We start from the raw sequence: 22,030 nt of genomic DNA, 5'->3' as shown, positions 1-22,030 counted from the left end.
GATGGCTGTCAATGACATGGATCTGGCCGGGTTATCTCTGTGTTCACTTTGTCCTCGACCAGCTTCACGTTGGAAAGCTGGTCGATTGGGGTATTCCGTAATCGGGTTCGCTGTTTTCATCAACCGGTTCGCCCGCGGCGTCTACCGCACCTTGACCGCACCGGGATTCCATGGGGAATGGCCGCGGGTGCGATGGGAGGTGCCGGGTGCTGCGGGTGGCAACCTCTCACGTCGGTCTCCCGCTTTGTCGGGCCGGGAGGTCTGCGCCTTCAGTGCTTGCCTTAAACTCAAGGCAAATCAATCACTTACAGCACGTGACGAGAGTGACGCATTATAGACAGTCAACCGCCACCGTGGTGTCCCTATTTCCCCTCGGATTCCCTTGCTTCAGCCCCCGAACTCCGCAGCCGCTGCCGTGCGGCACCTCACGGTGGACGAAGAGTCGGCCGGGCAGCGCCTCGACAACTTCCTGTTCCGCGAACTCAAGGGGGTGCCCAAGACGCACATCTACCGCATCATCCGCTCGGGTGAGGTGCGCCGGAACAAGGGCCGGATTGGGGCGGACGACCGCGTGCAGGCCGGTGACGTGTTGCGCATTCCGCCGATACGCCTCTCCGAGCGGGCGGAAGAAAAGCAACTCAATCCGGCACCCGCCCGGCAATTTCCGGTGATTTTCGAAGACGAGGCATTCCTGGCCATCGACAAGCCCGCTGGTGTGGCGGTTCACGGGGGCAGTGGCGTGAGTTTTGGCGTGATCGAACAAATGCGCCAGGCCCGCCCCGACGCCAGGTTGCTCGAATTGGTCCATCGCCTCGACCGTGAAACCAGCGGCCTGCTGTTGATTGCCAAAAAGAAAAGTGCACTCAAGGCCTTGCAGGACCAATTCCGCGAACGCGAAACCGGCAAGACCTATCTCGCGCTGGTCAAAGGGGCCTGGCCCGCGCGCCTGAAGGTGCTGGATCAGCCATTGCACAAATATCTGCTGGCCGATGGTGAACGGCGTGTGAAGGTGACGACCAAGGAAGACCCCGACGGCATGCACTCGGTGACTTTGGTGAAGGTGGTGGCGCGCGTGCCGGTGTCGTCGGCACTCGCATCTGCGCTGCCGGAGGGCCTGAGTTTGCTGGAAGTGACCATCAAGACCGGCCGTACCCACCAGATCCGGGTTCACCTCGCCAACGCCGGTCATCCGATTGCGGGAGACGACAAATACGGTGATTTCGAACTCAACCGCCAATTGGCGCGCGCGGGATTGAAGCGCATGTTTCTACATGCCTGGCGCCTTCGATTGAGCCATCCCGTCACAAATACGCCGGTTGAGTTGCATGCGGACTTGCCCGACGAACTGCGGCCATGGTCTGGTGGTTGGACGGGAAAAGGCGATTAGAATGTGGTTCGGTATCGGCAGTTTTAATGACACATTCCGATCGATTCCATCTTTATAAGGATTTATCAATGGCCAGCTATTCCGAACTCATGGCGCAAGCCCAAACCTTGATGGCCCAGGCCGAACAGGCGCGGAAAGACGAACTCGCTTCCGTGATCGCCGATATCAAGGCCAAGATGAAACAATTCGGCATTTCGGTGGCCGATCTGGGCGGCACGACCGGTGCGAAGAAGCCCGCCAAATCCAAATCGGCGTCGGCACCGAAGTACCGCGGCCCGAACGGCGAGCTCTGGGCGGGTGGTCCGGGCCGCAAACCCGAGTGGGTGCGCGCCGTGCTGGCTTCTGGCAAGAGCGTCGACGACTACCGGATCTGAGTTGTTCCCGGCCTTTGCAAAGCCCGCCTCTGGCGGGCTTTGTTTTTTCCGAGGCGTCATGTCGGGCGCTCTCGGGGCTCGCTATCCTTGCGGCATGACCAGGATCCTTCTCGTTTGCATGGGCAACATCTGTCGCTCTCCGATGGCCGCCAGCGTGATGCACGCCGAAGTGCAACGCAGGCGGTTGGCCGACCGGGTGTCGCTCGACTCTGCCGGCACTTACGGCGCGCACCGGGGGGAAAAGGCCGATCGCCGCGCCATCCTGCTGGCGCAAGCGCGCGGCTACAGCCAGATCGCCAAGGAGCGTTCGCGCAAGGTGACGGACGAGGACTTCGAGCAGTTCGATCTGATCCTTGCCATGGACCGCGACAACCTGGCCAACCTGCAGCATGTGTGCCCGCCGCAGCACCAGCACAAGCTGCACTTGTTTCTGGAGTACGCGGGCGTGCCGGGCACGTTGGAGGTGCCCGACCCTTATTACGGCAACGCGGAAGGTTTTGAGGTCGTGCTGCGCCTGTGCGAGCAGGGCGCCGACGGAGTGCTCAGCCGCCTTTTTGCCAGATGATTTTCTTGCCCGACGCTTCCCAGCTCTCGTAGTGCCTGGCGTACAGGTCCTCGATGCGGTTGCGCTTGACCTTGAAGGTGGGCGTGATGACGTCGTTGTCCACCGTCCAGGCGGTGGTGACCACCACGATGCACTGCAGTTGCTCATGCGGATCGAGCGTGGCATTGATGGTCTTGAGGTGGGCGGCCAGTGAGGCCTCCAGCTCGCTGCGCGCGCCGGGATCGGCCACTTTGGTCACTGCATCGGCGTTGAGCATCACGATGCCCAGCGGCTGACCGAGGTTGGCGCCGGTGACCACGCAGGCCTCCACCGCTTCGTGCATCACCAGCTTGTCCTCGATCGGCGCGGGCGCCACGTACTTGCCCTTGCCGGTCTTGAACAGATCCTTCACGCGCCCGGTGATGCGAAGCAAGCCCTGCTTGTCGATCGTGCCCTTGTCGCCAGTCTTGAGCCAACCGTCGTTGGTGAAGCTCTCCTTGCTCTTCTCGGGCTCCTTGTAATAACCCAGCATCATGGCGGAGTTGCGCATCTGCACCTCGCCGGTTTCGGGGTCCAGGCGGTGCAGCACGCCTTCATAGGCCGGGCCCACCGTGCCCTGCTGGTTCTTGCCGGGTTCGGTGATGTGTGAGAGCGCGAGGTTCTCCGTCATGCCGTAGCCTTCGTTGATGTTCAGGCCCAGCTTGCTGTACCACTGCAGCAGTGCAATGGGCATGGGCGCTGCGCCGCCAGCGGCGAACGTGCACTGGTCCAGGCCCAGGGCTTTCATCACCTTCTTGCGAACGATGCCGCCGAGGATAGGGATGCCGAGCAGGCGGTTGAGCTTGGCCGGTGGCATCTTGTGGTGGATGCCCTGCTGGAACTTGACCCAGAGGCGGGGCACCGAGAAAAAGATGGTGGGCCGCGCGCGCTGCAGGTCGGCCGCGAAGGTGTCGAGCGATTCGGCGAAGAATACGTGCATGCCCGTGCGCAGCCAGCCGTGTTCGACCAGCATGCGCTCGACCACATGGGCCAATGGCAGGTACGACAACATGCGGTCGGTGCCGGACATGGGAATGCGCTTGAGGCCGGCGTCGAGTGCCCAGGCGAAGTTGGCGAAGGTGTGCATGACGCCCTTGGGCATGCCGGTGGTGCCCGAGGTGTAGATGAGGGTGGCGAGTTCTTCGCCGTCCCGCAAGGGCTCGCCCGCCATGGGCTGGCTGCGCTTGCAGATCGCGTCCCAGCCCTCGCAGTTCTTCACCACGTCTGCTGGCGAGAGTGCGTAACTCATGCAGGGCAGCTCGGTGGGCACGCCGGGCTTCATGCCTTCCCAGCCGTCCAGCTTGCCCACGAACAGGGCCTTGGCCTCGCTGTGCGCCAGGATCTGTCGGATGGTCTCGGGCGCGAGCGTGGGGTACAGCGGCACCGACACGTAGCCCGCCATCCAGATGGCCAGGTCACTCATCATCCACCAGGCGCAATTCTTCGAGAGGATGGCCACCTTGGAGCCTGGCTCCCAGCCGTGCGACTGCAGGTGGGTCGCCATGCGGCGCACCTGGTCAGCCACTTGTGCCCAGGTGAAATCCTGCACCACACCGTTTCCCATGGGTTGCGTGAGGGCCACGCGGGTGGGGGCGGTTTTTTCCCAGTGGTACAGGCGTTGAAGGGCCAGCAGCTCGGGCGCTATTCTGCTCATGTGTTTTGTCTCCGTTGTGTGTGCTGCGCACGAATCTACCAAGGCTATTGCCGTGTGTTTAGAGGGTTTCACCTGCAAGGGAACGCAGGTCTCAACCGGTGAAGCGCACCGAGAGGCTGGGCAGTGGTGAGGTGAAGCGGGCCGACCAGTGCTCGCCGGGCGCAACAGACCAGGCATCGGTCCAGGTGCCGGTGGTGATCACGTCGCCGGCTTGCAGATCGGGTGCGCCCGGGCAAGCGCGCAAGGTCTGCGCGAAGTGCTGCAGCGCGCGCAGTGGGCCATCCAGCACGTTCGAGCCCTGGCCTTCCTCGACAGCCTGGTCGTCCTTGAGCAAGCTCACCTGCGCATGGGCCAGCAAGGTGTCGAGTCCTGCCGCGCTGCCGGCCAGCTCCCGCGCCGGCGTGCGACGACCCACCAGCAGGCGCGCGTGCAGCGCGCCGTCGGCCACGGTGTCGGCGGGCAGAAACTTCCAGTCCGGCAGGTGCGACTGCACCACCTCAAAGCCAGGTGCCACCCAGTCGATGGCCTCGAAGAGATCGTCCAGCGTGGCGTTGGCCGCGGGCGTGGCCTTCAGTCCGAACACGACCTCGGGCTCCAGCCGTGGCTGGCAGGTGTGGGCGAGCGACACGCTGCCGTCACCGTCGCACAGTGTGAGGGTGCTGTCCCACACGCTGCCCCAGATCGGCGCGAACACGTTGTAGCGCGGCCAGATCGAGCGGTTGGTGAAGCCCACCTTGTAGCCGCGCGGTTGTTCGCCGCGCGCGATGCGCAACTGCCGCACGGCGAGCGCTTGCGCGTACGCGGCGTCCAGTGTGAGTCCGGATGGGTTGGGCCAGAGGCGGCCCTGGTCCAGGTGGTCGAGCAGTGCGTGAGGTGTCATGGTCTTGGTCTTGGTGTGCGAGAACAAGCCTTCATCATAGGCAGCCGGTATGCTGCGGGTCATGACCTCACACACGCTTGAAACCCTCGAACTCGTCACGGGGGGCAACCCCGCAGCCGCTCCCGTGGCCAGCATCGTCGTGCTGCACGGCCTGGGCGCTGACGGCAACGACTTCGTGCCGATTGCACAGGAACTCGATCTGGATGCCATCGGCCCGGTGCGCTTCGTGTTTCCCAGCGCGCCGGTGCGCCCGGTGACGCTCAACGGTGGCTACGAGATGCGCGCCTGGTACGACATCCACCCGCCCATCGGTCAGTCGCGTCGCGAAGACGAGGCCGGTCTTCGCGAGTCCTGCGCGCTGGTGCAGGGTCTGCTGGACCGCGAGGCCGCGCGCGGCGTGCCGCCCGCGCGCACCGTGCTCATGGGGTTTTCGCAAGGCTGCGCCATGACGCTCATGGCCGGGCTGCGCGCGCCGCAGCGCCTGGCCGGTCTGGTGGGTCTGTCGGGCTACCTGCCGCTGGCAGCCAGTACAGTTGCCGAGCGGTCCGAGGCCAACCGTGACGTGCCCATCTTTCTGGCGCACGGCACGCACGACCCGATGGTGGTGGTCGAGCGCGGTGCGCAGACGCGCGATGCGCTGCAGGCGCTGGGCTACGCAGTGGACTGGCACACCTACCCGATGGAGCACTCGGTGTGTGCGCAGGAGGTGGCCGATCTCAACGCCTGGCTGGTGCGCCTGCTGGCGAGCTGAATGCCAGGCCCCGTGGGCTTCTTCACACGCCGCTGGCGCGGTGAGGTGCCGATGCGCGTGCTGTTCTGGCGCGACATGGTGACGGTGGGCACGGTCATCAACCTGCTGGCCACGGCGGTAGCGCTCGCTGTTGCGTTGGCGGACGAAGCCATCGAGCTGGCCGCAACGGTGCACTTCGCGCCGCTGCCTTACAACCTGTTCCTGGTGGCTTCGGTGTGGCGCCTGCCCGGCATGGGGCCCTATCGCTGGGCTTCGCTGGCGTGGCTGGTGGTCGTCACGCTGGTGTGAGCCGCGGTGCGGGTGCGCAACCAGGTGCTCAAGTCGCGGCCGTACAGAATGAGGGCGAGCGCCAGCAGGATCAGCGGCATGGCCACGAACACCCAGCCCGTGAGCTGCTCCCCGCCGAGCAGCACGCCCACGCACAGTGCGACCACCGGGTTCACGAACGAGTAGCTGCCCGCCAGCGCGGCGGTGGTGTTTTTCAGCAACCACAGGTAGGCGTTGAGCGTGACCAGCGTGCCCATCACCACCAGGTAGACCCAGGCCAGCGCGGACGCCGCACTGACCTGCGCCCATTCGAAATGGCGCGCACCCGGCTCAAACACGGCGGCCACCACCACACCGAGCAAGCCGCCGATCAGCCACTGCGCGCCCGAAGCCATGGCCGGTGCGGGCAACACCAGCTTGCGCGAGGCGTACGAGCCCAGGCTCCAGCACAACGGCGCGCCGAAGGCCAGCAGCGCACCCAGCGGCGTGGCGGAAAAATCGCCTTCGAGCGCCAGCACCAGCGCGCCCATGGCGCCGAGCGCCAGCCCGATCCAGCTGGTGAGGGGTACGCGTTCGCCGCCCCACCGCGTCCACAGCGCGAGCCACATCGGCATGGTGGTGACCACCGTGGCCATCAGGCCCGAGCCGATGCCCAGGCGCTGCGCCAGCACCATCAGCGCCATGGCCGCAAAGGCCATCAGCGAACCGATGAGGGCGCTGCTGCGCCACTGCGCGGCCGTGGGCCAGGGCAGGCCCTGCCAGCGCGCGATCGCCAGCATCACCGAGCCAGCGACCACGAAACGCACCCCGTTCATCAGCACCGGTGGCAGGCTCTGCATGGCCACGTCGAGCGCGAAATAGGTCGTGCCCCAGACGATGTACACAATCAGCAAGGCACCGTACAGGCGTATCGTCTGGCGCTCCAGGCCCAGTTGGCTGATGAATGTCGGCATTTTCGTGTTCCCGTAAGATAATTTCCGGAAAATCTCTCCGGCGCCGTATTTTGAACAGGATTTAGGCCGTATGCAAGCAAATATTCAGCTCGACGACATGGACGCCAGAATTTTGACGGCGCTGAGCTCCGACAGCCGACGTTCTTACGCCGATGTGGCGTCCGAGGTGGGCCTGTCCACCGCCGCCGTGCACGAGCGGGTGAAGAAGATGGTGGAGCGCGGCGTGATCGAGCGTTTTTCGCTGCGGGTCGATCCCGACCGCGTGGGCCTGCGCTTCACCGCGTTCGTGGCCATCCGCAACGACGGCGGCATCCACTGCCGCGAGGTGGCGCCCCTGCTGCGTGACATGCCCGAGGTGCTGGAGCTGCACAGCGTGGCCGGCGAGTACGACTTCCTGGCCAAGATCCGCACCACGCACGCCCGTGCGCTGGAAGACGTGCTCTACAAGATCAAGGCCATCCCCGGCGTGGCCCGCACCACCAGCACCGTGGTGCTCAACACCGAGTTTGAAGACCGGCCGCTGCAGTTGCCCGCCTCTCCCGAGACCTGAGGGCAGCCCCCTCCACAGCGGGAATTGAGCGGAGAAGCCCCGGCTTTTCCGGGGATGCGGCGCGCGCGTGACCACCAGAATGATCCAGGGCCAGGTTCAAGTCCGACAACTTGTTACCGATAAGGAATTACATCCCCCCGGATGCCCCACCCTCAACCTGTTCTTTCTGGAGTTGTCATGAAACTGAATCGCGCCCTCATGCTGGCCACGCTGGCCGTCTCTGCCTCCTTCGCCCACGCCAACGATCCCAAAGCCACCATCGCCGACCTCGACGGTCGCCTGACCAAGATCGGGGCACCCCGCGTCGAAGGCACCGACACCGTGGCCGGAAAAACAGTGCCCGCCCTGTTCTTCGGCGAGCGCAAGATCAACAACAACTTCGATGTGGTCGACGGCATTCGCAAGAGCCACCAGGCCACCGCCACCGTGTTCGTGAAAGAGGGCGACGAGTTCGTGCGCGTCAGCACCAATGTGCTTACGCCCGAAGGCAAACGCGGCGTGGGCACCCAGCTCGCCCGCAACGCCGCCTACGAATCCGTGAGCAAAGGTCAGCAGTTCTGCGGCCCCATCGACGTGCTGGGCACCGCTTTCGACGCTTGCTACAACCCGATCAAGGACGCCGGCGGCAAGATCATCGGCGCGAGCTACATCGGTCACAAGAAGTGATGGCGGTGGCGCGATGAAAAAACTTCTCAATCCCTTTGGCTGGCTCCCCCGACTCTCGGTGGGCCAGCAGCTCTTCGGCGCGTTTGCGTCCATTCTGGTGTTGACGGCGGTTCTCGGCGCCACCGCTCTGGTGGGTCTGAAGAGCGTGGATACCGAAGCCATCGCGCTGTCCCAGAAATGGCTCAAAGGCGTGGGCGCCCTGTCGGATGCGCGTGCACTGGCGGTCGAGTACCGCGAGTTCGAGGTCAAGCACAGCCGCACCGAAGACGGCAGCTACCACGCCGAATACGAAGACAAGATGAAAGAGGCCGGCAAGTCCTTGCAGGCCTTGTTCACCGGTTACCAGGGACGCGTGTCGGGCGACGAGGAAACGGCGTTGACCGCCAAACTCTCGACCGCCTGGGCCGCCTACCTGCAGGCCAACGAAAAGGTCATCAAGCTCGGCCGCGACAAAAAGCAGGTGGATGCTGCCGACATCGCCGATGGCCTCTCCAGCATGGCGTTCGACGAGGTGGTCGCCGCCCTCAACGGCTTGATCCAGTTCAACTACGACGGTGGTGAAGCCTCTGCGAAACACGTCACCGCCGTGTACGACCAGGCGCGTTTTGCCGTCATGGGTCTGCTGGGCCTGTCACTGGTGGTCGGCATTGGCCTTGCGCTGATGATCACCCGCAACATGCTGCGCCAGCTCGGCGGCGAGCCGCGCACTGCGGTGAGCATTGCGCGGGCCGTGGCCGAAGGCGACTTGACCACGCCGATCCACCTCAAGAAGGGCGACACCGACAGCCTGCTGGCCTGGTTGCTCGCCATGCAGCAGGGCCTGTCCAAGGCCGTGACGGATGTGCGCCGCAGCTCCGACTACGTGTCGCACGCCAGCGGCGAGATCGCCTCGGGGAACCAGGACCTCTCGGCCCGCACCGAGCAGCAGGCCAGCGAACTGCAGCAGACGGCGGCCACCATGGAGCAGCTGGGCACAACCGTGCGCCACAACGCCGACAACGCGCGCCAGGCCAGCCAGTTGGCCCAGAGCGCGTCCAGCGTGGCGGTGCAGGGCGGTGAGGTGGTGGGCCGCGTGGTGCAAACCATGAAGGGCATCAACGAGAGCAGCCGCAAGATCAGCGACATCATTGGCGTGATCGACGGCATCGCTTTCCAGACCAACATCCTCGCACTCAACGCCGCGGTGGAAGCCGCGCGCGCTGGTGAACAGGGCAGAGGCTTTGCGGTGGTGGCCGGCGAGGTGCGCAACCTGGCGCAGCGCAGCGCCGAGGCGGCCAAGGAAATCAAGGGCCTGATCGGCGCCAGCGTGGACCGTGTGGAACAGGGCTCGGCCCTGGTCGACCAGGCCGGCACCACCATGCAGGAAGTCGTGGCCTCGATCCGCCGCGTGAGCGACATCGTCGGCGAGATCAGCGCGGCGAGTGCCGAGCAGAGCTCGGGCGTGGCGCAGGTCGGTCAGGCCATCACCCGCATGGACCAGGGCACGCAGCAGAACGCGGCGCTGGTCGAAGAAAGTGCCGCTGCGGCCGACAGCCTCAAGCAGCAGGCGCAGCAACTCGTGGCGTCGGTGGCGGTCTTCAAAACCGGTGTGGTTCGCGCCTGAGCCCGATCCAGCCCCCGGTGGCTTGAGCTGCCTCCACCGCCCGCATCACGCAGCCGCCTGCGCCAGTTCTCTGGCCAGGCGGTTGTGCTTTTCCAGCAGCGGACCGAGGTCCACCGTGGTGAGCTGGCCTTGCCGCACCACCACCCGCCCGTTCACCACCGTGCAAGCCGCCTGCGGGCTGGCGCACAGCAGCAGGCTGGCCACCGGGTCGTGCACCGCGCCGCCGGCAAAGCCCAGCGTGCGCAGATCAAAGAGCGCGAAGTCCGCGCACAGGCCAGGTGCGAGATGCCCCACGTCGCTGCGCCCCAGCACTTGCGCACCGCCACGTGTAGCCAGGTGCAACGCGTCGCGCGCGGTCATCTCGGCCGGGCCGAGGTCACACCCGAAGAAGGTCTTTCCCGCACGCACTTCGGGCGGCTGCATCGCGCGGCCCACACGGGCCAGCAGCAGCGCCTGGCGTGCTTCGCCCACCATGTGCGCGCCGTCGTTGCTGGCGCTGCCGTCCACCCCCAGGCCCACCGGCACACCGGCGTCCAGCATGCGGCGCACCGGGGCGATGCCCGAGGCCAGGCGCATGTTGCTGCACGGGCAATGCGAAACGCCGGTGCGGCTCGCGGCAAACAGCGAGATGCCGTCGTCGTCGAGCTTGACGCAGTGGGCATGCCACACGTCGTCACCCAGCCAGCCCAGCTCCTGCGCGTACTGCGCGGGCGTGCGGTTGAACTTCTCCAGGCTGTAGGCGATGTCGTGGTCGTTCTCGGCCAGGTGGGTGTGCAGGCGCACGCCTTGGCCCTTGAAGGACCGCGCCAGCGCCGCGCTTTCCTTCATGAGCGCGGTGCTCACCGAAAACGGCGAGCAGGGTGCCAGCGCCACCTGCAGCATGGAACCGACGCGAGCGTCGTGCCAGGTCTCGATGAGTCGCTGGCTGTCTTTGAGGATCGCGTCTTCGCGCTCCACCACCGAATCGGGAGGCAAGCCGCCCGTACTCCGGCCCACGCTCATGCTGCCGCGCGTGGCCATGAAGCGCATGCCGATGCGCTGCGCGGCTTCGATGCTGTCTTCGAGCCGCACGCCGTTGGGGTAAAGGTAGAGGTGGTCGCTGGTGGTCGTGCAGCCGCTCATGAGCAGCTCGGCCATGGCCACCTGGGTGGAGACTTGCACCATCTCGGGCGTGAGCCCCGTCCAGATCGGATAGAGCCCCTGCAGCCAGCCGAACAGCTCGGCGTTCTGCACCGCCGGCAGGGCGCGCGTGAGGCTTTGGTACATGTGGTGGTGCGTGTTCACCAAGCCGGGTGTGACGAGGTGGCCGCGCGCGTCGATCACCTCGTCGACTTGTTCGCGCAACTCGGGAGCCAGCTCGCTGGACGGTCCGATCCACTCAATCAGGTGGTCGCGGATCAACAGCGATGCGTCCTTGAGTTCGCGTCCCTGCGCCGGGTCGCTGTGGTCGAAGGTGGCGATGCAGGTGGCGCGGTCGATCAGCAGGGTGGCCATGGAAGAGCGGGTGTTGATGTGGCGACAATGGAGGGCATGTTCACATTCTCAGCCAACCTCCGCACCCTTTTCACCGAGCTGCCGTTCGCCGATCGGTTCGCCGCCGCGCGCGACTGCGGCTTCGAGGCGGTCGAGTGCCAGTTTCCCTACACCCACACCCCCGACCATCTGGCCGCCCTGCTGCGCGCCAACCGCTTGCGCATGGTGCTGCACAACCTGCCGGGCGGCGACCCTGCGTCGGGCGACCGCGGCATGGCCTGCCACCCGGACCGGGTGGGCGAATTCCGCGCCGGTGTGGCGCGCGGCCTCACGCATGCACTGGCCCTCGGTGTGCCGCAACTCAACTGCCTGGCAGGTCTGCAACCCCTCGGTGTGAGCGAAGCGCAAGCCCGCGCCACGCTGGTGGGCAACCTGCGTTTTGCCGCCGCCGCGTTGCGCGTGCACGGCCTGCGTTTGCTCATGGAGCCTCTCAACACGCGCGATGTCCCCGGCTTTTTTGTGAGCAGAACGGCAGAGGCGCTGGTCATCATGGACGAGGTCGGTGCTGACAACCTGTACCTGCAGCACGACCTGTACCACGCCCAGCGCATGCAGGGCGAGTTGGCCGGCATGTTGCGCGCGCATCTGCCGCGCATCGGCCATATCCAGATCGCCGACAACCCCGGGCGCGGCGAGCCTGGCAGCGGCGAGATCAACCACCGATTCCTGTTTGACGAGCTCGATCGCCTGGGCTACAGCGGCCATGTGGGCTGCGAGTATTTCCCTCTTGAAAAACGCGACGGCGGCACCCGCGCAGGCCTCACCTGGCTGGCCGCCCACGGACGCCACCCCACTGGAAGACCCCTGTGATGCAACCCACCCTGAACGATCCCCGTGCCCTGCTGCGCCACCTGTACGACGTGGCGGTGCAGCGCGCACTGCCCCTGCACAACACGGCCGCGTTCCTGCCGCCGCCGCCCAAGGGTCGCACCGTGGTGATCGGAGCCGGCAAGGCCGGCGGCGCCATGGCACAAGCGGTGGAAGCCCTGTGGCCGGCGGAGGCGCCGATCTCGGGCCTGGTGGTCACGCGTTACGACCACACGCCACCGCGCCCGGCGGATGTGAAGGAACGCATCGAGGTGGTGGAAGCCTCACACCCGGTGCCCGACGCCGCGGGTCTGGTCGCCGCGCAACGCATCCTGCAGCTCACCCAGGGCCTCACCGCCGACGACCTGGTGCTCTGCCTCATCTCGGGCGGCGGCTCCTCGCTGCTCACGCTGCCGGCCGACGGCCTCACGCTCGAAGACAAGCAGCGCATCAACCGCGAGCTGCTGAACAGCGGCGCCAACATCCTGGAGATGAACACCGTGCGCAAGCACCTCTCGCGCATCAAGGGCGGGCGGCTGGCGGCGGGCTGCGCGCCCGCGCGCGTGGTCACCATCACCATCAGCGATGTGCCGGGTGACGACGTGAGCGTGATCGCCAGCGGCCCCACGGTGGCCGATGCCACCAGCTGCGCCGACGCGCTCGACATCCTGCAGCGCTACGGCATCCAGGTGCCGCCGGCCGTTCGCGCGCAGCTGGAGCGCGGTGAGCTCGAAACACCCAAACCCGGCGATGCGCGCTTGCAGGGCCACGAGGTGCACCTGATCGCCACGCCGCAGCAAAGCCTGGAGGCCGCGGCGGCCGCGGCGCGAGCGATCGGACTCAACACCTATGTGCTCAGCGATGAAATCGAAGGCGAATCGCGCGAGGTGGGCAAGGTGCACGCCGCGCTGGCGCGGTCGGCGGCGCTGGGCCGCAGCGATTTCAAGACGCCCTGCGTGATCCTCAGCGGCGGCGAAACCACCGTCACGGTGCGTCCGCGCGTCGAAGGCCAGGCCAGGGGCAAGGGCGGGCGGGCCGGCGAATTCTGTCTGGGCATGGCGCAGGCGCTCAACGGCATCGCCGGCGTGTGGGCATTGGCCGCCGACACCGACGGCATCGACGGCATGGAAGACAACGCGGGCGCGCTCGTCACCCCCGACACCCTGGCCCGCGCCGCGGCACGGGGGCTCAAGGTCACCGACCACCTGGCGCGCAACGACGCCTACGGCTATTTCAAACCGCTGGGCGACCTCGTGATCACCGGTCCCACGCACACCAACGTGAACGATTTCCGGGCCGTGCTGGTGCTCTGAAGCCGGCTTGGGCCGGCAGACGGTTACAAGTCGGTGCGGCGGATCGTTTCTAATGTCGCCTTGGCCGCCGGAAGTCCGGTCTGGCCACCGCTGACGGGCGTGCACGCCCCACCATGTCGGCAACCCACCGTGTACCGATGCCGATTGCGCCCGCAGGGCGCCAAGGAATGCTTTTTTTGCGCAGCAACTTCAACCGCTCAGCCCTGGTGCGCCAGCTCGCCGGCTGGCTGCCCACGCCCGCAGAGGTGCCCCGGCAGGATCTGGCCGAGCGGTTGGGTCAGTGGCTCAACGTGGCCGATGCCATCGCGCTGCACTCGGCCCACCAGTCATTGCCCTCGGTGGCCCGGGCCCGGCGCCCGGCGGTGCCGGTCGCCGCCCGCGCCGTGCAGGCCGAGCTTCAGCGGGTGCGCGCCACCCTGCGCCAGGCCATCACCACCCCGTCGGGCGAGCCGGGTGACGAATCCGGTGAAGACGCCGACGCCGGCTTCGCCCCACAGCACCAGCGCTGTCTGGAGCAGCAGCGCCGCATGGAAATGAGCATCGACGCCTTGCGCGGCCACGTGCGCAAGACCTTGGCCCAAACCTCCCCGCGCCTGGCGCAGCTCGCCGCGCTGGACGCCGTGCTCGACACCATGCTGGGCGGGCGCGAACAGAGGCTGCTGTCCACCTTGCCGAGCTTTCTCAAGGCGCGGTTCAACCAACTGCGCCAGACCCACACCAGCGGCTGGCAACCCCTCTTCGAAAACGATTTGCAGCAGGCCCTGCTGGCCGAGCTCGACCTGCGGCTGCAGCCCGTGGCGGGCATGGTCGAAGCCCTCAGCCAGGAAGTGAAACAACACCCATGAGCAACAACCCATTGAACCGCCTCTTTTTCGTCGGCGCCTTTGCCCTCGGCCTGATCGCCGTGGTCTGGGTCGGCTGGGGCTTTGTCGGCACCAGCGCCATCGCGCTGGCCATGACCGTGGCCATCGGTGGCGTCTACCTGCTGGGCGCGCAGGAGATCCGGCGCTTTCGCGCCACCACCGCCGCGCTGGCGCAGGCGCTGGCCAACGTGCCACAGCCGCTGGCGCAGTTGAGCGACTGGCTGGCCCGTGTGCCACCGGCGCTGCAGAATGCCGTGCGCTCGCGCATCGAGGGCGAACGCGCCGCCTTGCCGGGCCTGGCCCTCACGCCCTATTTGATCGGCCTGCTGGTGATGCTGGGCATGCTCGGCACCTTCCTCGGTCTGGTCGTCACCTTCCGCGGTGCTGTGTTCACACTCGAAGGCACGGCCGACCTGCAGGCGATCCGCACGGCGCTGGCTGAGCCCATCAAGGGCCTGGGTCTGGCCTTCGGCACCTCGGTGGTGGGCGTGGCCACCTCGGCCATGCTGGGCCTCATGTCGGTCATCAGCCGGCGCGAACGCATGGCCGTGGTGAGCCAGCTCGATGCCCACACCGCCACCGTGTTCCGCCCGTTTTCGCTCGCGCACCAGCGCGTTGAGGCGTTCAAGGCGCTGCAGCAGCAGGCCGGCGCCTTGCCCGCCGTGGTCGACCAGTTGCAGGCTCTCATGGCGCAGATGGAACGCCGGGGTCAGCAGCTCGACGAGCAGTTGCTGGAGCGCCAAGTGATGTTCCACCGCGAAGCGAGCGTGGCCTACCAGGACCTCGGCCAGTCGGTGGCGCGATCGCTCAACGAAAGCCTGTCGGCCAGCGCGCGTATCGCTGGTGAAACGCTCCAACCGGTGGTGGAAAATGCCATGGCCGCCATGGCGAATGAGTCCACGCGCCTGCACGAGCGCGTGAGCGATGCGGTGCAGACGCAACTGGGCGGCCTCTCGGCGCAGCTCGGTGTCTCCGCCCGCACCGCGCTGGAGGGCTGGACCCAGGCGCTGCAGCAGCACGCGCACACCAGCGAGCAGCAGACACACGGTCTGGAGCTCGCGCTCGTGGCCTTCACCACCACCTTCGAGCAGCGCTCAGCCGCCTTGCTCACGAGCGTGCACGACACGGTGTCGCGCTCGCATGCCCAGCAGGCAGCGGCAGAACAACACCAGCAGACCGCCTGGAAAGAGGCGCTGCAGGCCATGGCCACCACGCTGCAGACCGAATGGCAACAGCTGGGCGCACAGACCCTGGCCGAGCAGCAGGCCGTGGGCCAGACGCTGCAGCAGACAGCGACCCTATGGCGCGCCGAGCTGGCGGCGCTGCGCAGCGAGGAAGCCGCTCGGGGCGAGGCCGCTGTGCAGCGCCTGGGCGAACTGCAGGCTTCGCTCAACGGCCAGGTGGCGACCCACCTTGCCACGCTGGGCACGGCGATCGAGGCACCCATCGCGCGCCTGCTGGAAACCGCCACCGAGGCACCCAAGGCCGCGGCCGAGGTGATCGCGCAGCTGCGCCGCGAAACCTCACAGCTCGGCGAGCGCGACAACCTCGCGCTGCAGGAGCGCACCACGCTCATGAACAACATCGGCAGCCTGCTGCAGACCGTGCAGCAAGCCACGGGCGAGCAGCGCGCGGCCATTGAATCGCTGGTGACCTCGGCCAGCGCCGTGCTGGACCAGGTGGGCCGACAGTTCGCCGAGACGGTGGGCGCGCAAGCCCACCGCGCGGAAGACGTGGCCGCGCAGGTGAGCGGCAGCGCCATCGAGCTGGCCAGCCTGGGCGAGGCCTTCGGCCACGGCGTGCAGCTCTTCGCCGCCACCAACGAAAAACTCATTGGCAGCCTGCAACGCATCGAGGAGGCCGTGGGCCAGTCCATGGTGCGCAGCGACGAACAGCTCGCCTACTACGTGGCGCAGGCGCGTGAGGTGATCGACCTCAGCATCAGCTCGCAACAGGGCATCGTGGACGACCTGCACCGGCTGCGCACGGCCGAGAGGGCTGTGGGATGACCGGGCTGGACGACACTTTGGAAGAGGGCGCGGGCGAGCAGACCGCGCCGGTCTGGGCCGTGTTCGGCGACCTCATGGCCGGCCTGGTGGGTGCCTTCGTGCTCATCCTCATCGGCGTGCTCGTGGTGCAGATGGACCTGGTGGCCAACCTGCAGGCCGAGGTGCAGAAGCGCCAGCAGGAAGAAGCCCGCCGCATGGCGCTGGAGAAAGCGCTGGCGATCCCGCTGCAGACTGGTCGCGTGACGCTGGACAACGGGCGCATCGGCATCAGCGGCAGTGTGCTGTTTCCGCTCAACTCCGACGAACTGCGATCTGAGGGCCGCCTGCTGCTCAAGAGCCTGGTGCCGCCGCTGCAGGTGTACCTGGGCGAGCGCGACGAGATGCTGATGGTCAGCGGCTTCACCGATGACCGACCGGTGCAGGCCAGCAACCAGCGCTACGCCGACAACCTCGAACTCTCGGCCCAGCGCGCACTCACCGTGACCCGTGTGCTGATCCAGGAGGGCATGCCACCGCAGCGCGTGTTCAGCGCCGCTTTCGGTGCTGAGCAACCCGTAGCGTCCAACGCTGATGAGAAAGGTCGCTCGCTCAACCGGCGCGTGGAGATGGCCCCCGTGCCCAAGGCGGCCAGCGCAGCAAAGGTACCCCCGCGTGAGTGACGCCGTGCGTGCCCACTACGCGCAGGCATTGCAGCGGCGCATGCAGGCCGCGCCTGCGGCGGTGCAGCGCGTGCTGCAAGACCGGGTGCAACGCGTGCAACGCGACATGGCCGAACCCGCCGGGGCTCCCGAGACCGGCGAAGCACAACCGCCACGCGTCCGCCAGAAGAAGATCCTCACGCCGCTGGGTCAGCTCAACCAGTACATGGCCACCGCCACACAGGCCGGCCCCGAGCTGAAAAGCGCGCAGCGTTTCCGCGAAACCTGGTCACGCATCTGCGCCGAAGAAGACGTGACCCAGGCCGTGGAGCGCGGCCCCGAGAACGCGGGTCCGCTCAACTCACACATGCTCGTGCTGCGCACGCTGGGGCTCATGCGCGACCTCTCGCCCGACTACCTGCGGCGCTTCATGTCACACGCCGACACGCTGCTGTGGCTGGAGCAGGCGCACGCTCGGCTCAATGAACCAGCGGGCAAAACAAAGCCCGTCAAGACGGGCCGTGTGAAGCGCTGAGTGCCAGCGGCCCGGCGGAAGAGTCCGCGAGGCCACTGCCGGTTGATCAGAGCTTGGCGGTGGTGATGAAGCTGTCGTAGCGCCATTCGGAGAAGCGGCTCCACAGGACCTGGTCGCGCTGGAAGGCGCGCATGTCCTGGTGGATCTTCTTGAACTCGGGCGACTTGGCTTCGTGCGCGGCGAACACTTCCATCGCGGCCTTGAAGCCTGCGTCCATCACGTCCTTGGTGAAGGGCTTGAGCTTGGTGCCGCTGCCCACCAGGCGCTTGAGGGCCTGCGGGTTCAGGGCATCGTACTTGGCGGTCATGTCGCGCGCGGCAACCGCACCGGCGGCACGCACGATGGCCTTGTTCTCGGGCGACAGCGCGTCGAAGGCCTTCTTGTTGATGAAGAACTCCAGCTCGGCGCCACCCTCCCACCAGCCAGGGTAGTAGTAGTACGGAGCCACCTTGTTGAAGCCCAGGCGCTCGTCGTCCGCCGGACCGACGAACTCGGTGGCGTCCAGCGTGCCTTTTTCCAGCGCCTGGTACACCTCACCAGCGGGCATGTTCTGCGCCACCACGCCCAGCTTGGCCATGGTCTCGCCGAACAGGCCGCCACCCAGGCGCATCTTCAGGCCCTTGAGGTCGGCCACGCTCTTGATCTCCTTGCGGTACCAGCCACCCATCTGGGTGCCGGTGTTGCCGGAGCTCATGGAGACGACGTTGAACTTGCCGTAGAACTCGTCCATCAGCTTGCGGCCGTTGCCGTGTTCCATCCAGGCGTCCATGTGGCGCGCGGTCAGGCCGAAGGGCACAGCGCAGCCGAACGCGAAGATGGGGTCCTTGCCGGTGAAGTAGTACGGCGCGGTCTGCGCCATTTCGATGGTGTTGTCCTGGATGGCGTCCACCACACCGAAGGCGGGAACGATGTCGCCGGCGGCGTGCACCGACACCTCGAACTTGCCGCCCGAGAGGGCCTTGACGGTTTCAGAGAACTTTTCGGCGGAGCCGAAGATGGTGGGCAGCGACTTGGGGAAGCTGCTGGCCAGACGCCAGCGCACGGCGGCCTGCGCGTGCACGGCGGGGGCGATACCGGTGGTCAATACGCCGGCGATGCCAGCGTTCTTGATCATTGAACGACGATCCATTGAAAGTGTCTCCAGAGAGAGGTTGTCGGTGGGCGCTCGGCAGTGCGATGCGCCCGCAAGGGGCGCCAAGTGTGCCATCTTCCGAAAGACCCTCTGGCGCTCTCTGTACCGGGCGCGACATGGCGCCCGCTGGCGTGTCAGCGCCGGATCTTCCAGCCGGTCTTGAACACCCACCACACCACTACCAGACACACCGCCATGAACGCCAGCGTCATGCCCGTGCTCACGGCGATGTGCACATCGGCCACGCCGTAGAACGCCCAGCGCAGGCCGCTGATGAGGTAGACCACGGGGTTGAACAGCGAGACCGTTTGCCACACCGGCGGCAGCATGTTGATGCTGTAGAACGCGCCGCCCAGGAAGGTGAGCGGCGTGATGATGAGCAGCGGGATCACCTGCAGTTTCTGGAAACTGTCGGCCCACAGGCCGATGATGAAACCGAACAGGCAGAAGGTGATGGCGGTGAGGATGAGGAAGCCCACCATCCACACCGGGTGCGCCACCTCGTACGGCACGAACACGCGCGCGGTCAGCAGGATCAGCAGGCCCAGCGTGAGGCTCTTGGTGGCAGCAGCGCCCACATACCCCAGCAGCACTTCAACCCAGTTCACCGGCGCACTCAGCAGCTCGTAGATGGTGCCGGCCCACTTGGGCATGTAGATGCCGAAGGCCGCGTTGGAAATGCTTTCGCTCAACAGCGAGAGCATGAGCAGGCCGGGGATGATGTAGGCGCCGTAGCTCACGCCGTCGATGTCGCCCATGCGCGAGCCGATGGCCGAGCCGAAGACGATGAAGTACAACGAGGTGCTGAGCACCGGCGCGATGATGCTTTGCGCCCAGGTGCGCAGCGCGCGGTTCATTTCGAACTGGTAGATGGCCCTGACGGCGTGAATGTTCAAACCCATGGCAATGCCCCCACGCTTGTCACTTCGTGTACTGCGCTGCCCCCCGAGGGGGCGCGAGCTTGCTTGGGGCGGCCCTGCGCTGCGCTCATGTTCATGCTGTCACCTCTTTCTTTTCGTGCACCAGGCTGACAAAGATGTCTTCGAGCGAACTTTCGCTGGAGCGCAGGTCTTTGAAATGGATACCGTTTTCACCAAGGACGCGCAGCAGCTCGGCAATGCCCGTGTCTTCCTTCTGTGCGTCAAAGGTGTAGGTGAGCGCGTGGCCGGCTTCGGTGATTTCGAGCGCCCACGGGGCCAGCGCCTCGGGGATGGTGTCGATGGTCTGCTGCAGCGTGAGCGTGAGCTGCTTCTTGCCCAGCTTGCGCATGAGCACGTGTTTGTCTTCCACGAGGATCAGCTCGCCCTTGGCGATCACGCCGATGCGGTCGGCCATGTCTTCGGCTTCTTCGATGTAGTGCGTGGTGAGGATGATGGTCGTGCCCGCTTCGCGCAGCTCGCGCACCATGCGCCACATGTCGTGCCGCAGTTCCACGTCCACGCCCGCGCTGGGCTCGTCGAGGAACAAAATCTTCGGTTCGTGCGACAGCGCCTTGGCGATCAGCACGCGGCGCTTCATGCCGCCCGAGAGCGTCATGATCTTGTTGTCCTTCTTGTCCCAGAGCGAGAGGTCCTTGAGGATCTTCTCGATGTAGGCCGGGTTGGGTGCCTTGCCGAAGAGGCCGCGGCTGAAGCTCACCGTGGCCCACACGGTTTCAAACGAGTCGGTGTGCAGCTCCTGCGGCACGAGGCCGATGGCCTCACGCGCCTTGCGGTAGTCGCGCACGGTGTCATGGCCGTCGGCCACCACCGTGCCTTCGGTGGCGTTGACCATGCCGCAGATGACGCTGATCAGCGTGGTCTTGCCGGCGCCGTTGGGGCCGAGCAGGGCCAGGATTTCGCCGCGGCGTATGTCGAGGTCGACCCGCTTGAGGGCCTGGAAGCCGCCGGCGTAGGTCTTGCTGACGCCGCGCACGGACACGATGACCGCGCGATCAGCGGTCGCAGGGGTTGAATGCATGGGAGCTCCACGGTAGGTGGATGAAAAAGAGGTCGGATTCTAGGCTGTATCTGTGTACAGTGTTTGAACCATGTCCACAACCCACATTCCGCTGCAGGCCATCAAGGGCCGCGGCCTGGCCCAGCACCAGCCGCACCGCTTCGAGCGCGACGCCCGAGAAGCGTTTGACGACGGCTGGGGTGCGCTCGATGACGCCGTGCAGGCCCGGGACGAGGCGCCGCCACCGGCCACCGAGGTGAGTTTTGAAGACGCCAGGAGCGCCATCACCCACAACGATTCGCCCGACATCGGTTTTCGCCTGGGCCTGAACCCGTACCGGGGTTGCGAGCACGGCTGCGTGTACTGCTACGCACGGCCCAGCCACAGCTTTCTCAACCTCTCGCCGGGCATTGATTTCGAGACCAGGCTGATCGCCAAGCGCAACATCGCCGAGGTGCTCCAGCGCGAACTGGCGAGCCCGCGCCACGTGCCCGAGCTGCTCGCCATCGGCACCGTGACCGACGCTTACCAGCCCATCGAACGCGAGCTGCGCCTCATGCGCGGCGTGCTGCAGGTGCTGAGCGACACACGGCACCCGCTGGCCATCGTCACCAAGGGCAGCGGCGTGGAGCGCGACATCGATCTGCTCGCACCCATGGCCGCGCAAGGCCTGGCGGCGGTGTACCTGACCATCACCTCGCTCGATCCGAAACTCACCCGCCTGCTGGAGCCGCGTGCTGCCGCACCCCACCGCCGGCTGCGCACCATCCGCACGCTGGCCGAGGCCGGCATCCCGGTGGGCGTGAGCGTGGCGCCGCAGATCCCGTTCATCAACGACGACATGGAGCAGGTGCTCGAAGCAGCGTTTGAGGCCGGCGCCCGGCGTGCCTTCTACACCGTGCTGCGCCTGCCGTTTGAACTGAGTCCCATGTTTCGCCAGTGGCTGGAGCTGCACTACCCGGACCGCGCCGCGCGCGTGATGGCCCGCGTGCAGGAGATGCGGGGCGGGCGCGACTACAACGCGGACTTTTCCCAACGCATGAAAGGCAGCGGCGTGTGGGCCGACCTGCTGCGCCAGCGCTTCGAGAAAACCTGCGATCGCCTGGGCTACCAGCGCGAGCGCGAGCCGCTGAAGACCACGCTGTTCAGGCCGGCGAGCCTGCAGGGGCAGCAGTCGTTGTTCTGAGCAGGGCCAGCGCGTCCGTGCGCCAGTGGTGCAGGGCCTCGTAAAACCCTTCCCACACGCAGCCGTTGCAGCCGCGCCCGCAGCAGGTGGCGGGCTCGGGCGGTGGTGGGCGCAAGGCCGCGTCGAGGTTCATGCCGTAGCGCTGCGCCAGGCCGCGCAAGTGGGCAATGAGTGCTTGCGCGGTGGCCAGGTCAGCCAGTGGCACCAGGGCCGGGTCGTGGCGCACGAAGCGGGCTTGCGTGCGGCCCTCGAACTCGCCCGTTTCGCCAAACATGGCGGCCGGCCGCACCCACTGGCCCCAGCCGCCGTACAGCGCGCGGTAGAGCGTCATGCCCTGCAGGGTCTCGCTGCAGCGCACGGTGTCCAGCACCTCGTACCAGCCGCCCTTGTAGTGGCGGTACAGGCCGG

At 66.5% G+C, this 22,030-nt stretch carries 23 protein-coding genes and 1 pseudogene; 15 read left to right on the top strand and 9 right to left on the bottom strand.

Going from position 1 to position 22,030, the window contains the following annotated elements; genetic code table 11:
• The first annotated feature begins 382 nt into the window (after positions 1–382).
• The 3 genes from IV113_RS16850 (at position 383) to IV113_RS16840 (ending at position 2,326) form a co-directional block, all read left to right on the top strand.
• Entirely contained in the window at positions 383–1,387 is a 1,005-nt protein-coding gene (locus IV113_RS16850) for an RluA family pseudouridine synthase (protein ID WP_291087225.1), read from the top strand.
• A gap of 68 nt (positions 1,388–1,455) precedes the next feature.
• Positions 1,456–1,761 carry an H-NS histone family protein gene (locus tag IV113_RS16845; RefSeq protein ID WP_291087223.1) on the top strand — a complete coding sequence of 102 codons (306 nt, stop codon included), beginning with the start codon at positions 1,456–1,458 and terminating at the stop codon, positions 1,759–1,761.
• A 58-nt stretch (positions 1,762–1,819) separates the two neighbouring features.
• The gene (locus tag IV113_RS16840; protein ID WP_363318634.1) at positions 1,820–2,326 is read left to right on the top strand and encodes a low molecular weight protein-tyrosine-phosphatase; all 507 of its coding nucleotides are present in this window, start codon (positions 1,820–1,822) and stop codon (positions 2,324–2,326) included.
• Here the strand turns inward: IV113_RS16840 and IV113_RS16835 are convergent.
• Together IV113_RS16835 and IV113_RS16830 are read right to left on the bottom strand one after the other, a co-directional pair.
• Positions 2,304–3,998: an AMP-binding protein gene (locus IV113_RS16835; RefSeq protein WP_291087219.1), complete on the bottom strand. Its 1,695-nt coding sequence runs from the start codon at positions 3,996–3,998 to the stop codon at positions 2,304–2,306. The two genes, IV113_RS16840 and IV113_RS16835, sit on opposite strands and share 23 nt — an antisense overlap.
• 91 nt (positions 3,999–4,089) lie before the next feature.
• A complete protein-coding gene (locus tag IV113_RS16830; protein ID WP_291087217.1) occupies positions 4,090–4,878 on the bottom strand; it encodes a fumarylacetoacetate hydrolase family protein in 789 nt (262 codons plus the stop codon).
• Positions 4,879–4,939: 61 nt separating this feature from the next.
• On the opposite strand from IV113_RS16830, the gene IV113_RS16825 reads away from it, so the two are divergent.
• Both IV113_RS16825 and IV113_RS16820 read left to right on the top strand, forming a co-directional pair.
• Positions 4,940–5,629 carry a prolyl oligopeptidase family serine peptidase gene (locus tag IV113_RS16825; RefSeq protein WP_291087215.1) on the top strand — a complete coding sequence of 230 codons (690 nt, stop codon included), beginning with the start codon at positions 4,940–4,942 and terminating at the stop codon, positions 5,627–5,629.
• The gene (locus tag IV113_RS16820) at positions 5,630–5,917 is read left to right on the top strand and encodes a hypothetical protein (RefSeq protein WP_291087213.1); all 288 of its coding nucleotides are present in this window, start codon (positions 5,630–5,632) and stop codon (positions 5,915–5,917) included.
• On the opposite strand, the gene IV113_RS16815 is transcribed toward IV113_RS16820, so the two are convergent.
• A complete protein-coding gene (locus IV113_RS16815) occupies positions 5,869–6,849 on the bottom strand; it encodes an EamA family transporter (RefSeq protein WP_291087211.1) in 981 nt (326 codons plus the stop codon). The two genes, IV113_RS16820 and IV113_RS16815, sit on opposite strands and share 49 nt — an antisense overlap.
• A 70-nt stretch (positions 6,850–6,919) precedes the next feature.
• On the opposite strand from IV113_RS16815, the gene IV113_RS16810 reads away from it, so the two are divergent.
• From IV113_RS16810 to IV113_RS16800, 3 genes are all read left to right on the top strand, one after another.
• Positions 6,920–7,399, top strand: a complete 480-nt coding sequence (locus IV113_RS16810; protein ID WP_291087209.1) for an Lrp/AsnC family transcriptional regulator — start codon at positions 6,920–6,922, stop codon at positions 7,397–7,399.
• A 177-nt stretch (positions 7,400–7,576) separates the two neighbouring features.
• Entirely contained in the window at positions 7,577–8,065 is a 489-nt protein-coding gene (locus IV113_RS16805) for a Cache 3/Cache 2 fusion domain-containing protein (protein ID WP_291087207.1), read from the top strand.
• A gap of 13 nt (positions 8,066–8,078) precedes the next feature.
• Positions 8,079–9,668: a methyl-accepting chemotaxis protein gene (locus tag IV113_RS16800; protein WP_291087205.1), complete on the top strand. Its 1,590-nt coding sequence runs from the start codon at positions 8,079–8,081 to the stop codon at positions 9,666–9,668.
• Between the two features lie 45 nt (positions 9,669–9,713).
• Here the strand turns inward: IV113_RS16800 and IV113_RS16795 are convergent, their stop codons facing one another.
• On the bottom strand, positions 9,714–11,162 hold the full coding sequence (locus tag IV113_RS16795; RefSeq protein WP_291087203.1) for an 8-oxoguanine deaminase: 1,449 nt from the start codon (positions 11,160–11,162) through the stop codon (positions 9,714–9,716).
• A gap of 36 nt (positions 11,163–11,198) precedes the next feature.
• Between IV113_RS16795 and IV113_RS16790 the strand changes: the two genes are divergently transcribed.
• The 6 genes from IV113_RS16790 (at position 11,199) to IV113_RS16765 (ending at position 17,366) form a co-directional block, all read left to right on the top strand.
• Complete coding sequence (locus IV113_RS16790; RefSeq protein ID WP_291087201.1) at positions 11,199–12,011, top strand: hydroxypyruvate isomerase family protein; 813 nt, start codon at positions 11,199–11,201, stop codon at positions 12,009–12,011.
• Positions 12,011–13,321 carry a glycerate kinase gene (locus tag IV113_RS16785; RefSeq protein ID WP_291087199.1) on the top strand — a complete coding sequence of 437 codons (1,311 nt, stop codon included), beginning with the start codon at positions 12,011–12,013 and terminating at the stop codon, positions 13,319–13,321. The genes IV113_RS16790 and IV113_RS16785 overlap by 1 nt, the downstream gene beginning before the upstream one ends.
• A gap of 167 nt (positions 13,322–13,488) precedes the next feature.
• Positions 13,489–14,166, top strand: coding sequence for a DUF3348 family protein (locus IV113_RS16780; protein WP_291087197.1), 678 nt, complete (start codon positions 13,489–13,491; stop codon positions 14,164–14,166).
• Positions 14,163–16,193 carry a DUF802 domain-containing protein gene (locus IV113_RS16775; protein ID WP_291087195.1) on the top strand — a complete coding sequence of 677 codons (2,031 nt, stop codon included), beginning with the start codon at positions 14,163–14,165 and terminating at the stop codon, positions 16,191–16,193. Before IV113_RS16780 ends, IV113_RS16775 begins: the two co-directional genes overlap by 4 nt.
• Positions 16,190–16,852 carry an OmpA family protein gene (locus IV113_RS16770; protein ID WP_291087193.1) on the top strand — a complete coding sequence of 221 codons (663 nt, stop codon included), beginning with the start codon at positions 16,190–16,192 and terminating at the stop codon, positions 16,850–16,852. The genes IV113_RS16775 and IV113_RS16770 overlap by 4 nt, the downstream gene beginning before the upstream one ends.
• Positions 16,845–17,366 carry a DUF2894 domain-containing protein gene (locus tag IV113_RS16765; protein WP_291087191.1) on the top strand — a complete coding sequence of 174 codons (522 nt, stop codon included), beginning with the start codon at positions 16,845–16,847 and terminating at the stop codon, positions 17,364–17,366. The genes IV113_RS16770 and IV113_RS16765 overlap by 8 nt, the downstream gene beginning before the upstream one ends.
• Before the next feature lie 46 nt (positions 17,367–17,412).
• On the opposite strand, the gene dctP is transcribed toward IV113_RS16765, so the two are convergent.
• From dctP to IV113_RS16750, 3 genes are all read right to left on the bottom strand, one after another.
• Positions 17,413–18,495 carry a TRAP transporter substrate-binding protein DctP gene (dctP, locus tag IV113_RS16760; RefSeq protein ID WP_291087189.1) on the bottom strand — a complete coding sequence of 361 codons (1,083 nt, stop codon included), beginning with the start codon at positions 18,493–18,495 and terminating at the stop codon, positions 17,413–17,415.
• A 137-nt stretch (positions 18,496–18,632) separates the two neighbouring features.
• Positions 18,633–19,394, bottom strand: coding sequence for an ABC transporter permease (locus IV113_RS16755; RefSeq protein WP_291087250.1), 762 nt, complete (start codon positions 19,392–19,394; stop codon positions 18,633–18,635).
• 97 nt (positions 19,395–19,491) lie between these two features.
• A complete protein-coding gene (locus tag IV113_RS16750; RefSeq protein WP_291087187.1) occupies positions 19,492–20,457 on the bottom strand; it encodes an ABC transporter ATP-binding protein in 966 nt (321 codons plus the stop codon).
• Between the two features lie 70 nt (positions 20,458–20,527).
• Here IV113_RS16750 and IV113_RS16745 point away from each other — a divergent pair, with 70 nt between their 5' ends.
• Positions 20,528–21,622: a PA0069 family radical SAM protein gene (locus IV113_RS16745; protein ID WP_291087185.1), complete on the top strand. Its 1,095-nt coding sequence runs from the start codon at positions 20,528–20,530 to the stop codon at positions 21,620–21,622.
• Here the strand turns inward: IV113_RS16745 and IV113_RS16740 are convergent.
• Positions 21,582–21,755 (bottom strand): oxidoreductase-like domain-containing protein, encoded by a 174-nt coding sequence (locus tag IV113_RS16740; RefSeq protein WP_291087248.1) that lies wholly within the window; start codon positions 21,753–21,755, stop codon positions 21,582–21,584. The genes IV113_RS16745 and IV113_RS16740 overlap by 41 nt on opposite strands.
• A gap of 126 nt (positions 21,756–21,881) precedes the next feature.
• A pseudogene (locus tag IV113_RS26270) lies at positions 21,882–22,030 on the bottom strand (DUF1653 domain-containing protein); the annotation flags it as partial.

This window comes from Hydrogenophaga sp., from assembly GCF_018780385.1.
Classification (GTDB): Bacteria; Pseudomonadota; Gammaproteobacteria; order Burkholderiales; family Burkholderiaceae_C; genus Hydrogenophaga.
This window is presented reverse-complemented; position numbering and strand designations above follow the sequence as displayed.